15 protein-coding genes are annotated in these 15,962 nt (G+C 59.9%); 6 read left to right on the top strand and 9 right to left on the bottom strand.

From position 1 onward, the window contains the following. Positions 1-117: 117 nt before the first annotated feature. The 3 genes from ATE40_RS13090 to puuR form a co-directional block, all read right to left on the bottom strand. Positions 118-1,113, bottom strand: coding sequence for an ABC transporter permease (locus tag ATE40_RS13090; RefSeq protein ID WP_063919730.1), 996 nt, complete (start codon positions 1,111-1,113; stop codon positions 118-120). After that, positions 1,110-2,621, bottom strand: coding sequence for a sugar ABC transporter ATP-binding protein (locus ATE40_RS13085; protein ID WP_063919729.1), 1,512 nt, complete (start codon positions 2,619-2,621; stop codon positions 1,110-1,112). The genes ATE40_RS13090 and ATE40_RS13085 overlap by 4 nt, the downstream gene beginning before the upstream one ends. A 157-nt stretch (positions 2,622-2,778) precedes the next feature. Beyond that, positions 2,779-3,336, bottom strand: a complete 558-nt coding sequence (puuR, locus tag ATE40_RS13080) for an HTH-type transcriptional regulator PuuR (RefSeq protein WP_063919728.1) — start codon at positions 3,334-3,336, stop codon at positions 2,779-2,781. A gap of 395 nt (positions 3,337-3,731) precedes the next feature. On the opposite strand from puuR, the gene ATE40_RS13075 reads away from it, so the two are divergent. Together ATE40_RS13075 and ATE40_RS13070 are read left to right on the top strand one after the other, a co-directional pair. Continuing rightward, the gene (locus tag ATE40_RS13075) at positions 3,732-5,150 is read left to right on the top strand and encodes a glutamine synthetase family protein (RefSeq protein WP_063919727.1); all 1,419 of its coding nucleotides are present in this window, start codon (positions 3,732-3,734) and stop codon (positions 5,148-5,150) included. Positions 5,151-5,685: 535 nt separating this feature from the next. Then, positions 5,686-7,053: an APC family permease gene (locus ATE40_RS13070; protein ID WP_019453602.1), complete on the top strand. Its 1,368-nt coding sequence runs from the start codon at positions 5,686-5,688 to the stop codon at positions 7,051-7,053. A gap of 69 nt (positions 7,054-7,122) precedes the next feature. On the opposite strand, the gene sbcB is transcribed toward ATE40_RS13070, so the two are convergent. From sbcB to ATE40_RS13055, 3 genes are all read right to left on the bottom strand, one after another. Next, on the bottom strand, positions 7,123-8,550 hold the full coding sequence (gene sbcB, locus ATE40_RS13065; protein ID WP_063919726.1) for an exodeoxyribonuclease I: 1,428 nt from the start codon (positions 8,548-8,550) through the stop codon (positions 7,123-7,125). Between the two features lie 90 nt (positions 8,551-8,640). Next, positions 8,641-8,829 (bottom strand): DNA polymerase III subunit theta, encoded by a 189-nt coding sequence (locus ATE40_RS13060; RefSeq protein WP_019453600.1) that lies wholly within the window; start codon positions 8,827-8,829, stop codon positions 8,641-8,643. Positions 8,830-8,883: 54 nt separating this feature from the next. Then, positions 8,884-9,090: a hypothetical protein gene (locus ATE40_RS13055; RefSeq protein WP_063919725.1), complete on the bottom strand. Its 207-nt coding sequence runs from the start codon at positions 9,088-9,090 to the stop codon at positions 8,884-8,886. Between the two features lie 258 nt (positions 9,091-9,348). On the opposite strand from ATE40_RS13055, the gene ATE40_RS13050 reads away from it, so the two are divergent. Further along, complete coding sequence (locus ATE40_RS13050) at positions 9,349-10,458, top strand: SDR family oxidoreductase (RefSeq protein WP_025160190.1); 1,110 nt, start codon at positions 9,349-9,351, stop codon at positions 10,456-10,458. 36 nt (positions 10,459-10,494) lie between these two features. Here ATE40_RS13050 and ATE40_RS13045 read toward each other — a convergent pair whose 3' ends face one another. Then, a complete protein-coding gene (locus ATE40_RS13045) occupies positions 10,495-11,241 on the bottom strand; it encodes a S24 family peptidase (protein ID WP_019453597.1) in 747 nt (248 codons plus the stop codon). A 176-nt stretch (positions 11,242-11,417) separates the two neighbouring features. Between ATE40_RS13045 and ATE40_RS13040 the strand changes: the two genes are divergently transcribed. The 3 genes from ATE40_RS13040 to tmaR all read left to right on the top strand — a co-directional run bounded on the left by ATE40_RS13040 (position 11,418) and on the right by tmaR (position 13,825). Further along, positions 11,418-12,185, top strand: a complete 768-nt coding sequence (locus tag ATE40_RS13040) for an N-acetylmuramoyl-L-alanine amidase (protein ID WP_019453596.1) — start codon at positions 11,418-11,420, stop codon at positions 12,183-12,185. A gap of 94 nt (positions 12,186-12,279) precedes the next feature. After that, positions 12,280-13,347, top strand: coding sequence for an FUSC family protein (locus tag ATE40_RS13035; RefSeq protein ID WP_019453595.1), 1,068 nt, complete (start codon positions 12,280-12,282; stop codon positions 13,345-13,347). Between the two features lie 160 nt (positions 13,348-13,507). Then, a complete protein-coding gene (gene tmaR, locus ATE40_RS13030) occupies positions 13,508-13,825 on the top strand; it encodes a PTS system regulator TmaR (RefSeq protein ID WP_004935612.1) in 318 nt (105 codons plus the stop codon). 144 nt (positions 13,826-13,969) lie between these two features. Here the strand turns inward: tmaR and ATE40_RS13025 are convergent, their stop codons facing one another. After that, complete coding sequence (locus ATE40_RS13025; RefSeq protein WP_019453594.1) at positions 13,970-14,758, bottom strand: ABC transporter substrate-binding protein; 789 nt, start codon at positions 14,756-14,758, stop codon at positions 13,970-13,972. Positions 14,759-14,780: 22 nt separating this feature from the next. Beyond that, entirely contained in the window at positions 14,781-15,962 is a 1,182-nt protein-coding gene (locus ATE40_RS13020) for a M20 aminoacylase family protein (protein ID WP_063919724.1), read from the bottom strand.

Raw genomic sequence — 15,962 nt, 5'->3', positions numbered from 1 at the left:
ACTGAATGTAAACGCTAATGATAATTCATATCATTTGTATGCTTGTTATTCTGACGGGAAAGAGTAACCGGATGAATTAAAGGGAAAAGCGGCGCAGCGGACGTGCGCCGGAGAGGATCAGCGTTTCTGGATATAGGTGATGGCCAGCGCCAGCGCCAACACCAGGCCTTTGATAATGTCCATGGCGTAGTAGGGCACCGAGAGCATCACCAGGCCGTTTTGCAGCACGCCGAGGATCACCGCGCCGATCAGGGTGCCGAGCGCATTGGGTTTGCCGGAGCCGGCCAGCGAGAAGCCGATGTAGGCCGCCGCCACCGCATCCATCAGATAGCCGCCGCCGGCGTTGACCTGCGAAGAACCGATACGTGACGCCAACAGGATGCCGCCAAGCGCCGCCAGCCAAGAAGAAATGACGTAAGCGGCCACCCTGTAACGTACGGTGCGAATGCCCGACAGGCGCGCAGCCTCGGGGTTGCCGCCGATGGCATACATGCGGCGGCCGTGCTTGGTCAGCGACAGGAACAGCTGCACCGCCACGGTGACCGCCAGCATGATCAGCACGATCACCGGCACCTGACCGAGGGCGGAAAACATCTCCGGGATCAGGCCTTCCGCCATGTCGCCGTTCGGCAGCACCATGTTTTGGGTGATGGAGCCGCCGTAGCTGTAGGTCATCGCCACGCCCTGGATCACGAACAGGCTGGCCAGCGTCGCCAGCATATCGGGAATTCTGAACACCACGATCAGCAGGGCGTTGAACAGGCCGACCAGCGTGCACAGCAACAGCGTCACCACAATGGCGCCGGTGGTGCCGAACCCGTGCCAGACGAACAGCGAAATCACCAGCGCGTTGGCCAACGAGGCGGTCGAACCGACCGACAGATCGAAACCGCCGACCGACAGCGAGAGAGAGACGCCGATGGCGATCACCGTCACGATGGCGATCGAACGCAGGATATTGATGATGTTGTTGGCGTCGAGAAAGTTGTCCGACGCCAGGCCGAACAGGGCGATCAGCGCCGCGACGGTCAGCAGCATGCCCCATTTGTAGAGGAAATCGAACAGCTGTTGACGCCAGGGCAGCGCTGGCCGCAGGGCAAATTCTTTACTCACGCAGGGGTTCCTCCGGTGGAATAGAGCAATAAGGTTTCTTCGTCGATGTCGGCGGCGTGCAGCTCCGCCACGATGCGGCCGTCCCACAGCACGCAGATGCGATCGCACAGGCCAACCAGTTCGGCAAACTCGCCGGAGGCGTAAATCACGCCTTTGCCGGCGCGCGCCAGGCCGTCGATCAGGCTGAACAGTTCCCGCTTGGCCTTGATGTCCACGCCCTTGGTCGGCTCATCGAAGATCAGCACCTCGGCGTCGCCGCGTAGCCATTTGCCGATCGCCACTTTTTGTTGATTGCCGCCGGACAGGCGCGCCAGCCGCTGTTGCGGGCCGGAGGCGCGAATGTTCAGGCGCTGCATGATCTCGCGCGCCCAGCGCAGTTCCTGTCGCCGGCTGAACAGGCTCCAGCGCGAGAAGCTGTCGTCGGCGCTGACGCTCAGGTTCATCGGGATCGCCTCATCGATAAAAATGCCTTCTTTGCGGCGCTCTTCCGGCACCAGCGCCAATCCCTGTTCGACCGACAGATGCGGCGCGCGCGGCGCCCAGGGTTGCCCGCGCAGTTCGCCGCGCTCGAGCTGCACGGCGCTGGCGCCGAACAGCGCTTTGCACAGCTCGGTTTTGCCCGCTCCGGCCAGCCCGGCGATGCCGAGGATCTCGCCTTCATGCAGCCGCAGCGAAACGTCGCGCAGCTTGTGGCGATCGCGTAAGCCTTGCACCTGCAGCAGCGTTCGCTCAGGGTGCGGCGGGCGCGGCGGCGGGAAAATGTCGTCCAGCCGATGGCCGAGCATCTTTTCGACGATCTGTTCGCCGCTCAGCCCGCGCATGGCGTCTTCGCTGACGCGGCGGCCGTCGCGCAGCACCGTCAGCCGATCGCAAATGTCGCTCAGTTCGTGGATGCGGTGGGAAATGAACACGATGCCGATACCTTCGGATTGCAGGCGGCGCACCACGTTAAACAGGCGCTCGCTCTCGGCGCGATCGAGCGGCGCGGTCGGCTCGTCGAGCACCAGAAAACGGCAGCGGTGTGACAGCGCGCGCGCCAGCAGCACCTGCTGTTTTTCCGCCAGCGTACAGTCTGCCAGGCGTTTGCGCGGGTTGAGCGGCAGCGCCCATTGCTGCAACAGCTGCGCGGCGCGGCGGTGCAGCTCCGCCCAGTTCAGCCAATGCCCCGGCTCGTTCAGCCAGTCCAGCATGATGTTCTCCGCCACCGACAGCGTGGGGATCAGCGCGACGTCGACCTCTTGCTGCACCACGTGAATGCCGTGGCGGCGCGCCTGCAACGGGGAGTGGATCGCCACCGCCTGGCCGTCGATCAGGATTTCGCCGCGATAATGATCGTGGGCGCCGGAGAGGATTGCCATCAGCGTCGACTTGCCTGCGCCGTTGGCGCCGACCAGCGCATGGATTGAGCCGCCCTGCAGCGTGAAGTCCACGTCTTGCAGCGCGTTGAAGCCGGCGAAGGTGATCGAGATATTACACATCTCGAGGCGTGAAGGCGTTGCGGTTGACATAGGGTATTAAGGCCGTTTAGATGTTTAGATGGCTGTTTTGTTCTGTTGTAACACAGATTGCGCCGTTGGCAACCAACAAAATGGCATAACGGAGATGAAAAAAGCGTTGGCGGGCTGGGGCGCAACCCGCGTCAGGCTGCGCCGGTGCGAGAAGCGGTCAGAAGGTGGTGGGGGTGTGTGCGCTGACGATGCGGCAGACACGCGCCGACGTATTGCTGAAGCTGTGCGGGATGCCGGTGTTGATGGCGTAACTCTGGCCGGCGCTCAGGCAGTAGCTCTGGCCGTTGATGGTCAGCACGATTTCGCCTTCCAGCAGGGTGCCGATCTCTTCTCCCTGATGCTTGATCTTTTCGCCGGTGGTGGTGCCGGGCTGGTAGGTTTCCAGCATCATCGCCAGGTTGCGCGTCGGGCTGCCGTTATGCACCAGTTTCATCGACACCCCCTGGCTGCCGATCTCAATCAGGTCCTCGGCGTCGATCACCACGCGCGGCTCGTCGGCGGCTTCCGGTTCGGCAAAGAATTCCGACAGCGACAGACCATAGACCTTCAGCAGCTTTTGCAGCGTGCTGATGGCCGGGCTGACCTTGTCCTGTTCGATGGTGCTGATCGCACTGTGGGTTAACCCGGACAGTTCGGCGACCCGGCGCTGCGACAAACCCAATTGCTGACGGATCTGCGACAGGCGCTTGCCCGGTGCCAAGCTGGCTTCGCTCATAGCGGTACTTCCTTCTGGTAGGGGCGACAGGCAGAAATGAATATCGGTATCGGGCGCCTGTCTGGGCGATAACGATGCTGCATGATATCGGTAGTTAGGGCGAGTTTGGAAAATATATTGCCCATGCTCACCTTCAGCGCGGCGGACAAAATAGTTGACGTGAAAATGGCGGTAAGGCCTTTTCGGTCAATATTTTATCAATTTAGCAGCCGGCGGCGAATAATCAAACAGGATTGTAACATTTGCAAACCAATTCTGTTAAGGCTATGTTTCATATTGTGGATGTTATTTTGAGCGCCCAGCAGCGGCGCGGCCTGGCGAGAAATCCTATCATGTGTTGAATCGAACGGCGGACGGGCGCCAGCGCGCCTTCAGAGCATAATGGCGGGTGACGTATGCAAACCAATAGCGCAGCAGTTGAACATTTTGCACAGCATCATGAAGAGAGGCGAAGTAGCGCGTTCCAAAATGAGGTCGCTCATTATTTGGAACGCCATCCCGCCACGCAGTATGTCGATATCCTTCTCACCGATCTTAATGGTTCCTTCCGCGGCAAACGCATACCCGTCTCAGGGTTGAAAAAACTGGAAAAAGGCAGCTACTTCCCCGCGTCGGTGTTCGCTATGGACATCCTCGGCAACGTGGTGGAGGAGACCGGTCTTGGGCAGGAGCTCGGCGAACCGGACCGCGTGTGCCTGCCGGTGCCGGGCTCGCTGACCCCCTCGGCCGCCGATCCTGAGCACATCGGCCAGGTGCTGCTGACCATGCTGGACGAAGATGGCACTCCCTTTGACGTTGAACCCCGCAATGTGCTGAATCGCGTGTGGCAGGCGTTGCGACAGCGCGGCTTGTTCCCGGTGGCAGCGGTAGAGCTGGAGTTTTATCTCATCGATCGGCAGCGGGATGCGGAAGGCGATCTGCAGCCGCCGTGCGCGCCCGGCACCCAGGAGCGCAACACCCAAAGCCAGGTGTACTCCGTCGATAACCTCAACCATTTCGCCGAGGTGCTGAACGATATCGACGCGCTGGCGAAGCTGCAGGGGCTGCCGGCGGACGGCGCGGTGGCGGAGGCCTCACCGGGGCAGTTTGAGGTCAACCTGCGCCATACCGACGATATCTTGCTGGCCTGCGACCATGCACTGGCGCTGAAACGGCTGGTGCGGCTGGTGGCCGAGAATCACGGCATGCACGCCACCTTTATGGCCAAACCCTATGAGGATTACGCCGGCAGCGGCATGCATGTGCATGTCAGCATGCAGGACGGCGCCGGCAATAACCTGTTCGCCGACGCCGAAGGCGAGGATTCGCCGCTGTTGGAGCAGACGCTGGCCGGGATGATCACCCTGATGCCGGCGTCGATGGCGCTGCTGGCGCCGAACGTCAACGCCTACCGGCGCTTCCAGCCGGGGATGTATGTGCCTATCCAGGCTTCCTGGGGCCACAACAACCGTACCGTGGCGCTGCGCATTCCCTGCGGGGAGGCGGAGAACCGCCGGGTGGAGTATCGCGTGGCGGGCGCCGACGCCAATCCGTATCTGGTAATGGCGGCGATCCTGGCCGGCATGCTGTATGGGCTGGACACCGCGTTACCGTTGCCTGCACCGGTAACCGGCAACGGGCTGGAGCAAGAGGGGCTGCCGCTGCCGATACGCCAGAGCGACGCGCTGTACGAGTTTGAACACCAGCGCGCGCTGACGCACTATCTCGGCGAGCGCTTCACCCACGTCTACCACGCCTGCAAGACCGACGAGCTGCTGCAGTTTGAACGGCGAGTGACGGAGACCGAGATCGACTGGATGTTGAAAAATGCCTGAATAGGCGTATAAAGTAAGAGGTATGTGCGGGCGACCAGCCTGCCGGTAGCGGATTAATTCGCCTGCCGGGCTGGTTTTCCGTTCGATCGACAAAAAGAATTTGTATTTGAGGGTTTCCGGATCTTGTCATCCGGAGGCATTCTGGTGCAAAATATCTCAAATGCAGATAGCCGACGTTTTGAAAGCGTCGGTTATTTTTTTTGCATTAAGTTTTACCAACGTAGCGTTTCATACACCAAGCGAGGCCGGACACCGATCCGGATAGATAAATAGTTTCGTGCACGATCAAACAAAACTTTATGGTCGTGACTCATGAGGATTAGAAAGATGGGGCAATTTTTCACTTTAGCACCGGTGCCCGCCGGTTTCCGCTGTGGCCGCAGCGACTATGGAGCAGCCGAGGTTACCTCGACCCGTTATCCAGCTTACAATCCCCTTCTTTTAGAATTAAGTCGCTCGTTGCGAAGTTTCCCCGCAACCTTAAGTCTTGGCGTGTCCGCCATCCGCAAGGCTCAAGGTAAGGGGGGGCTGACCAATGTCCGATAACACCATCAACGCCGCTCCGGCTCAGCGCACTCAGCTGCGTAAAACCCTGACTTTAGTTCCGGTAGTGATGATGGGCCTGGCTTATCTGCAGCCAATGACCATTTTCGATACCTTTGGCATCGTATCCGGCCTGACCGATGGTCACGTCGCGACCGCGTACGCCTTCGCTCTGCTGGCGATCCTGTTTACCGCCCTGAGCTACGGCAAACTGGTGAAGAAATTCCCTTCCGCCGGTTCTGCCTACACCTATGCCCAGAAAGCCATCAGCCCGCACGTCGGCTTTATGGTGGGCTGGTCATCGCTGCTGGACTACCTGTTCATGCCGATGATCAACATTTTGCTGGCCAAGATTTACCTGGAAGCGATCTTCCCGGGCGTTCCGTCCTGGATCTTCGTGGCGGTGCTGGTCGGGTTGATGACGATTTTCAACCTGCGCGGCATCAAGCTGGTGGCCAACCTGAACTCCATCATCGTGGTGGTGCAGGTGGCGATCATGATCGTGTTCCTCGGCCTGGTGATCAACGGCATCTACCACGGCGAAGGCGCCGGTACGCTGGTCAGCAGCCGTCCGTTCTGGTCCGATAACGCACACGTGGTGCCGATGATTACCGGTGCGACCATTCTGTGCTTCTCGTTCCTGGGCTTCGACGGCATCAGCTCGCTGTCCGAAGAGACCAAAGACGCGGAAAAAGTGATCCCGAAAGCCATCTTCCTGACGGCGCTGATCGGCGGCATCATCTTTATCGTGGTGTCTTACTTCGTGCAGCTGTACTTCCCGGACATCTCGCGCTTCAAGGATCCTGACGCGTCGCAGCCTGAAATCATGCTGTATGTGGCGGGCAAGTTCTTCCAGTCGGTGATCCTGGTGTTCTCCTGCGTGACGGTATTGGCGTCAGGCATGGCGGCGCACGCGGGCGTTTCGCGTCTGATGTACGTGATGGGCCGCGACGGCGTGTTCCCGACCCGCTTCTTCGGCTATGTGCATCCGAAGTGGCGTACCCCGGCGCTGAACGTGCTGCTGGTTGGCGCCATCGCGCTGTCCGCGGTGTCGTTTGACCTGGTGACCGCGACTGCGCTGATTAACTTCGGTGCGCTGGTAGCCTTCACCTTCGTCAACCTGTCGGTGATCTCGCAGTTCTATATTCGCGACAAGATGAACCGCACCGTGAAGGACACGTTCAACTACCTGATCCTGCCGGTGATGGGCGCACTGACCGTCGGCGCGCTGTGGATCAACCTGGAAGCCAGCTCGATGACGCTGGGCCTGGTTTGGGCGACCATCGGTCTGATCTATCTGGCCGTCGTTACCCGCAGCTTCCGTCTGCCGGTACCGCAAGCGAGCGAAGACGCCGCCTAAGCGCGAGCCGTTTCCTCAGCCACAAAAAAGGCCGCATTCGCGGCCTTTTTCTTTTCTGCTGCTGCGGGGTTACCCCACCAATTCTTTGCCGTAATCGAACAGCGCTTTCAGCAGGGCGGTTTTCTCTTTGTCGCCTTCGTGCAGGTTATACAGCGATTCCAACTGCAGCAGGTAACTTTGCACGCGCTCCGCGCTCAAGGCTTCCTGACGGTGCTGTAGCCAGCGGCGCTGCTCGGTGTCGTCCAGCGTATTCGGGTAGTTGCGCGCACGGAAACGGAACAGCAGCTCTTTCATGCGGCCGTCGTTGAAGGCCAGATCCAGCGCCGGCAGGTTTTGCGGTTTGGTCTGCTGGATAATCTTCATCGCCGCCTTGTCGGCGTCGCTGAAGAAGCCATCATACAACCGGGCGTCGACGTCGTCGGAGCCCTTGAACGGCTCGGCTTCGGCGAACAGCGCCACCACTTTCTCGCGCACTTCCGGGTGCTGTTTCAGCAGCTGCAGGTTTTGCAGGCAGGCCTGGCGATCGATACCCAGCCGCTCGGCGTTCTCCGGCAGCAGGGTTTTGGCCGGCGCCAGCACCGGGCATTTGTTGATGTGCACCAGCTTGATCGGCACCGGCGCCTGATCCGGCGCCAGGTCGTCGCGGCGGGTGTACAGCCTTTCCCGCAGTTGCTCGGCGCTCAGCGTCAGCAGCGGCGTCATATCGCCGGCGAGATCGCACATGATCACCGCGTTCTTGTTGTCCGGGTGCCAGGCCAGCGGCGACACCCAGCTGGTGTTGCCGCGCGCCGCGCCGAACATGCCGGAGACGTGCACCAGCGGCGTCATGTCGGCGACGTCGATCAGAGCGTTCAGCTTGTGCTTGTTGCGGTGCTGCAACAGGAAATCGAACAGCCGCGGCTGCGCCTGCTTGACCAGCTTGGCCATGGCGATGGTGGCGTAAACGTCCGACATCGCGTCGTGAGCCTGCGTGTGCTCGACGCCGTTGGCGCGCGTCAGGTGTTCGAGGCGGAAGCTGGGGAAGCCGTCTTCATTTTCCGGCCAGACGATGCCGTCCGGACGCAGGGCATAGCAGGCGCGCATCACATCCAGCAGATCCCAGCGCGAGTTGCCGTTTTGCCAGCTGTAGGCATAGGGATCGTAGAAATTGCGATAGAAGATATTGCGGCTCACTTCGTCATCGAAGCGGATGTTGTTGTAACCGAGAATGCAGGTGCCGGCCACGCTGAAGGCCTGATGAATTTGACGGGTGAACTCGGCCTCGTTAACGCCTTTGGCGCGCGCCACCTGCGGGGTGATGCCGGTGATCATCACCGCCTCGGGTTCCGGCAGGTAGTCGTCGGCCGGGGCGCAGTAGATGACCAGCGGCTCTTCGATAATGTTGAAATCCATATCGGTGCGCACGCCGGCGAACTGCGCCGGGCGGTCCAGCGACGGGCTCTTGCCGAAGGTTTCGTAATCGTGAATGTAAAATGTGGCCGTTGCCTTGCTGCTCAAAATCGCGTCTCTTCAGTGGCGGATACAATATGCTCCTATTGTAACGGCGTGGGGAGCGATGCCAAGCGGCGGTTAGCGAAATGCGCGCAATTACGCACGACGATAGTAATCCAGCCGTTGATGAAAGTAGGGGAGCAGGTGGTCGGGGATCTGTTGTTCGGTTTCCGCCTGGGTCGAAGCGATGCCGTAGCGTTCGTTGTAGATCACGCTGATGGCCAGCAAATCGGTTTCTATCTGTTCACGTTGCGCTTGCGGTAAGCTATCCAGCTTTCGAGCCATCGTTATCTCCCTGTTAACCTTAGGGCATAATAGGATCGTTAGCGGATATTGTCCCTACCCATTCCGGGGGGCGATCAGCGCCTGGGCGTTGGGTTGCTGGCAAGGGGCCACGCTGTGGCGAGCGGCGAACTCGCTCTCCGGGTGGTGCGCGCCGAGCCGCTCAGCCCGGTTATACAGCGAGCAGGCGCCGCCGATCACCGCCACCCAAAACAGGGTGCACAGCAGTAAAACCCCCAACCAGGCTTTTTGGTTATAGGTCATAAGTCCTCCACGGACGAGAAGAGAAATAACATTGACCGTTAAATTAAATCAGGGGCTGCATCAATGGTATTTAAACAGTAGGGATTAATCGCAATGGTTGCCCGACTCTTTTGTTACTAAATCCATGACGGATGTTTCAAAAGATTCCTTAAGATAATATTAAGAAGAGTGAGTCAGGGTGCCGTAATTCTATTTAATATTTGTTTAATTATCCGCAGATACAATCTTCCACATTCAATACCAATGTGGGTGACAATTATGAAAACGCTACTGTTGACCGGCGCTACCGGCTTTCTCGGTGGTGCAGTTCTCGAAAAATTATTGATTGAAAATCAGTCTATTAATTATCTTTTACTGGTGCGCGCCGAGGATGCGCAGCAAGGGCTGGCCCGTATTCGCGCGAATATGGAAAAGTTTAATATCGACGCGAACCTGCTTTCTAAAATCACGATAGAAAATATATTGTTGGGCGATCTTTCCGAGCCGGCCGAGTTTTTAACTGACGCACGCATTAACAATGTCACGCACGTTATTAACTGTGCTGCCGTTGCATCATTTGGTAATAACCCGCTCATTTGGAAGGTAAACGTGGAAGGCACCCTGGCCTTTGCCGAAAGAATGGCGCAGGTGCCGGGGTTAAAACGTTTCCTGCATGTCGGCACCGCCATGTCCTGTTCGCCGGAACCGGGTTCGCTGGTGGCGGAGAGCGGCGAGTTTGAGGAAGACGCCGAGCACCTGGTGGAATATACGCGTTCCAAATCCACCATCGAACAGCTGATGCGCCAACGCTGCCCGCAAATGCCGCTGACCATCGCGCGTCCGTCGATCGTGGTGGGGCACACTCGCCTGGGCTGTCAGCCTTCCAGCAGCATTTTCTGGGTATTCGGCATGGCGCTGATGCTGCGCAAGTTCATGTGCTCGCTGCAGGACAATATCGACGTGATCCCGGCGGACTACTGTGCGGATGCGCTGGTGATGCTGATGAACAGCGAAACGCTGGAGAACGATGTTTATCACATCTCCGCCGGCGTAGAGAGCAGCGTCAGCTTTGCCGAAATTGACAACGCCATGGCGGCGGCGCTGGAAAAAGCGCCGGTGGGCGATGAGTATGCGCAAGTAACCTACGACGCGCTGGTGAAAATGCGCCGGCAGTTGAAAGACATTTTCGGCCCGTGCAACGAGCGGCTGATGCTGAAGGCGATGCGCCTGTACGGATCGTTCGCCATGCTCAACGTGCGTTTCAGCAACGAGAAGATCCTCAAGCTGGGCATGCCGAAACCGCCGCGTTTCACCGACTACATCGCCGGTTGCGTGCAGTCGACCCGCGGGTTGTCTATCCAGCAGCAGATGGTGGTGGACTTCAAGTAACCGCCGGGCGCAACGGGCGCCCGACGTTGTCGTCCGTTACCAGGACGAAGACGACCAGAAGACGCGGCCGAGCACCACCAGTTGCTCTTTGCGCTGCTGATAGCTGAGATGCTCGTCCTGGTACTCTTCCCGGTTGAGGGAGCGGATGATGACGCCGCCGTCCGGCTGTTCGATCAGCACCTTCACCCGCAGCAAATTGCCGTGGCGGATGGCGTAGGTCTTGCCTTCGCGAATGCGCGTGTCGTCGGTGTTGATGCCGACCACGTCGCCATCCTGCAGGCGCGGCTCCATGCTGGAGCCGGAGATGCGGATGATGCGCGCGGCGTTGACCGCCACCCCCATCTTGTGCAGATAGTAACGGCGAAAGATCAGCGAAAACTCCTCGCGATCGACGATTTCGTAGCAGCCGTCGCCGGCGGAAAAATCGATATCCAGCAGCGGGATCTCCACAAACTCTTCCTTGTCTTGTTCGGTATCTTCCCATACCACCGGTTTCAAACGGGCGGGTTGGAAGTCCGACTCCGCCGCCACGTTGTCAAACGGGCGCACCAGCTGCTTTTCATGAAATACGTCGAACCAGCCCTTAGGCAAATTCAGCCTGGCCTCGATCCGCCTGGCCAGATTGTCGCCAAGATTGCGGGAGGATTTTTCCCCGATGATTTGGCTCAGCGTTGGCGCGGAAGATTCAACCAGCGTGGCGAACTCATTCTGGTTGACACCTTGCCGGGCGTAGCGGGCCATCAATTCGCGCAGATTGTTGCGCCTGATTTCTTTAGTTTCCATCGTTTGATGATCGCACTCTTTAGCAAAAAGGTAAATAACGGTTTTGCTAAAAAATACTTGCGCATGATTTAGCAATTAGCTAAAACAGAAAAGGTGAGCCGAAGGTTCACCTGTGCGGGGCGGCCTGTCATGATGAGGGGCCGCTCAGTGAAATCAAACGAGAGAGGGACTTTACGATGTACAAGATTGATTACAATAGCTACCGATCGGTCGCCAGCTTCGGCCACCGCGTGCGCTTTCTGGTGCTGCACTACACGGCGCAAAACTTCGCCGACTCGGTGAAGTCATTGACCGGAAAATCGGTCAGCGCGCACTATCTGGTGCCGGATCCGACCGAGGCCACCTATCAGGCCGCCGGCTTCAACGGCGTGCGCATTTTCAACCTGGTGGACGAGAACGAACGCGCCTGGCATGCCGGTACCAGCCAGTGGGGCACCCGCAGCAACATCAACGACACCTCGATCGGCATCGAGATCGTTAACCTGGCGAGCGGCGACGGTGAGAACATCACCTTCCCGCCGTTCAACCCGCAGCAGATCGAGGCGGTCACCCAGCTGGCGCAGAACATCCTGCAGCGTTATCCGGACATCTCGCCGGTGAACGTGGTGGCGCACTCCGACATCGCGCCGGGCCGCAAGAGCGATCCGGGCCCGCAGTTCCCGTGGCAGCAGCTGTATCAGGCCGGAGTCGGCGCCTGGTATGACGAAGCGACCAAGCAGCAGCGCCAGCAGGAATATTGCAGCCAGGGGCTGCCGGCGCAGGCCGAGCTGTTGAAACTGTTCGCCCAATACGGCTACGACACCTCGGCGGCGAACACCGCAGAAGGCTATCGCCAGCTGGTGCGCGCGTTCCAGTTGCACTTCCGTCAGCAGAAGTATGACGGCGTGATGGATGTTGAGACCGCCGCCGTTCTGCGCGCGCTGGTCGACAAATACGTCGCCTGAGCCTGAGTGCGAATGGGGGACGCCTCATTCGCCTTTTCCTTGTCGCGCTTCCTCCGTTAAAATAGCGGCCTGGCTGGTACTTATCGGAGGCATCGTGCGCCTCGATCGAAAAATCTCTTCCCTTGAGCTGCTGACCTATCGCCATTATCGCGTCGTCCACGGCGTGCGCATCGGGCTGGCGTTTATCCTGACTTTTCTGCTGATCCGCCTGCTGGCGGTGCCTGAAGGCACCTGGCCGTTGATCACCCTGGTGGTGGTGATGGGGCCGATCTCGTTTTGGGGCAACGTGCTGCAGCGGGCGCTGCAACGCATCGCCGGCACGGTGTTCGGCGCTGTTTCCGGCCTGATCGCCCTGTACCTCGAGCTCTATTCGCTGCCGCTGATGCTGGCATGGTGCGGCGTGGTGATGTTCGTCTGCGGTTACCTGACGCTCGGCAAACGGCCCTATATGGCGCTGCTGGTGGGGATCACGCTGGCGGTGGTGTGCGGCGCGGGCGCCGGCGACATGCACACCGCGCTGTGGCGCAGCGGCGATGTGATTTTCGGTTCGCTGCTGGCGCTGCTGTTTACCAGCATCTACCCGCAACGCGCCTACATTCTGTGGCGCATGCAAATGGCGGACTGCCTGCAAACCGCCGCCCGCATCTACGGCGCCTATTTTTCACCGAACGTCATTGAGCGGCCGCGGCTGGAGCCGCAGCTCAAGGATTTGTTGAATCAGGTGGTGAAGCTGCGCAGCCTGATCGTGCCCGCCAGTAAGGAAACCCGCATTCCCAAAACGGTGTTCGAAGCGGTGCAAACCCTCAGCCGCAATCTGGTGTGCACGCTGGAGCTGATGGCCGACGCCTACTGGGCCTCGCGCGAAACGCACTTCATCATGCTGAACGCTCGCACGCTGCGCAGCACCCAATTGCTGACGTTGAGCTCGCTGGAATCGCTGGCGCTGCTGATGCGCGAAGGGCCTCAGGCGCAGCGGCAGGCGGCGGCGGGGCAGTTGGCGGAGATCGCCGGCGAGCTGAAAACGCTGATGCAGGAGGTTAGCCTCGGCCAGCACGGCGAAGCGCCGATTTACGGCTATGTCTGGCTCAGCATGGAGCTGGCGCAACAGCTGGAAGAGTTAGGGGATCTGCTCCAGGTTTGCACCGCCGCCGGGCGTGAATAAGGGGTCAGATCATGAAGGTGGCGCTTTGGGTTTTGGCCGCCGGGGCAAAGTGGGTAAGATAAGGCAATCACTGTTGTGCCGGACCGCCACAAACCTGTATCTTGGTGCCATGTGGCCGTAAGCAAATGAATCTGTGTATTACTAAAGCAAGGGTATAAAGATGGATAATGCAAATAAGCCGAGTTTCCAGGACGTGCTGGAGTTTGTGCGTATGTTCCGCCGCAAAAACAAACTGCAACGCGAGATCGTCGACAACGAAAAGAAAATTCGTGATAACCAGAAGCGCGTGCTGCTGCTCGACAACCTGAGTGAGTACATCAAGCCCGGCATGAGCATTGAAGACATTCAGGGCATCATCGCCAACATGCGCAGCGACTACGAAGATCGCGTTGATGACTACATCATCAAAAATGCCGATCTGTCCAAAGAACGCCGCGAGCTCTCCAAAAAGCTGAAGGCAATGGGCGAAGTGAAGTAAATCGCCTTATCGGGCCGGGCGTCCTGCCTGGCCCGTATCGCTATCCCACCTGCTAACACTGCCGTTTTCGTTGGGGCGTTCCCCGGCGGCCGAAGGCGCCTCCCCATCCTGCCTGATCGGCAGGTGACCACGGGGGAACGCTTGTTACTGCTCCGCGCCGTACATGTCGAAGTCGAAATACTTGTCGTTGATTTTCTTGTAAGTGCCGTTGACGCGGATCGCCTGCAGCGCGTCGTTGAAGGCGTTAAGCAGCGCGGTATCCTCTTTGCGCACCCCGATGCCGTCGCCGACGCCGAAGTATTTGCTGTCGGTCAGCTCGGCGCCGATGAAGGCGAAGTCTTTGCCGCCGGGCGTTTTGAAGAATTCGCTGGCGCTGACGCTGGCCAGCAGCGACGCATCCAGGCGGCCGTTGGCCAGATCTTCGTTCACCTCCTGCTGGCTTTGGTAGGCGACCACGTTAACGCCGGCCGGGCGCCACAGCGCGTTGGCGTAGGCCTCCTGGCTGGAGCCTTGCTGCACGCCGACGGATTTGCCCTTCAGCGAGGCGGCGGTCGGCTGCAGGTTGCTGCCCTTATGCGCCACCAGCCGCGCCGGGGCGTTCGAGACTTTGCTGGAGAATGCGATCTGCTGCCGGCGCTGCGGCGTGATGGTCATCGACGAGGCGATAGCGTCGAACTTCTTTGCCTGCAGGCCGGGGATCATGCCGTCCCAGCTGCTTTCCACCCACACGCACCTGGCTTGCATCTGGTCGCACAGCGCCTGGGCGATATCGACGCCGAAGCCGGTCAGCTTGCCCTGCGGGTTTTTATATTCCAGCGGCGGAAAGGTGGGATCGATGCCCAACTTGATCACTTTGCCGCTGAATTCACCGCTCAGCGCGGGAAAACTCGCGGCCAGCGGCAGCAACAACAACAGCCCTTTGATGGTTTTCATGTCATTTCCTCAGCGTTGGCGATTAAACCGCAGGGCGAGCCAAAAAGCGCTCGACCAATTTGACCCAGTAGGTGGCGCCCAGCGACAGACTGTCGTCATTGAAGTCATAGCCGGGGTTGTGCAGGGCATTGCCCGGCGTGGCGGGGCCGTTGCCGATTGAGATGTAACTGCCCGGGCACTTCTCCAGCATAAAGGCGAAATCTTCGCTGGCGGTGAACGGCCGCAGCGTGGGGATCACCCGGCCCTCTCCGGCCCACTCCAGCGCCACGGCGCGCGCCAGCTCGGTTTCTGCCGGGTGGTTCACCAGCACCGGATAGCCGTGTTGGTAGTCGATCTCCGCGCGGGCGCCGAAGCTGGCGGCCTGCGCCGTGACCAGCTCGGTGATGCGCTGCTCCAGCCGCGCGCGCACCGCCGCCGTCAGCGCGCGCACGCTGAGCGTCAGGGTGGCGGTCGCCGGGATCACGTTGGCGGCCTGACCGGCCTGCATCGCCCCCACGGTGACGATCGCCGTTTCCTGCGGATCGATATTGCGCGCCACGATGGTTTGCAGGCTCATGACGATGGCCGCGCAGGCCACCACTGGATCGACGGTGCTCTGCGGCACCGCGCCGTGGCCGCCGTGGCCGTGCAGGGTGATGTGCACCGTGTCGGCCGAGCACATCAAGGGGCCGCTGGCGAAGCCCAGGTGACCGGTGGGGAAGCCGGGCACGTTGTGCATGGCGAACACCGCGTCGCAGGGGAAGCGCTCAAACAGGCCGTCTTCGATCATCACTCTGGCGCCGCCGCCGCCTTCTTCCGCCGGCTGGAAAATCAGGTGCAGGGTGCCGCAAAAGTTCGGCTGCTGCGCCAGATAGCGCGCCGCCGCCAGCAGCATGGCGGTGTGCCCGTCGTGGCCGCAGGCGTGCATCACCCCGGAATGGGTGCTGGCGTAAGGCAGCTCGGTGGTTTCGGCGATCGGCAGGGCGTCCATGTCGGCGCGAATGCCGAGCGATTTTCCCGGCCCGCGCTGCAGTGTGGCGACAACGCCGGTTTGTCCTACGCCGCGCGTGACGCGGTAACCCCATTCCTCCAGCCGCCGCGCCACCAGATCCGAGGTGGCGAACTCCTGGAATCCCAATTCCGGGTGGGCGTGAAGGTGGCGGCGAAGGGCGACCATCTCATCATGAACGGCGGCGATATCAGGCAGTATCAGTGAATGCATCAT

The organism is Serratia surfactantfaciens (assembly GCF_001642805.2).
In the GTDB taxonomy this organism is placed as follows: Bacteria; Pseudomonadota; Gammaproteobacteria; order Enterobacterales; family Enterobacteriaceae; genus Serratia; species Serratia surfactantfaciens.
Note: the sequence above shows the minus strand (reverse complement) of the source record. Positions and strands in the feature narration are given on the sequence as shown.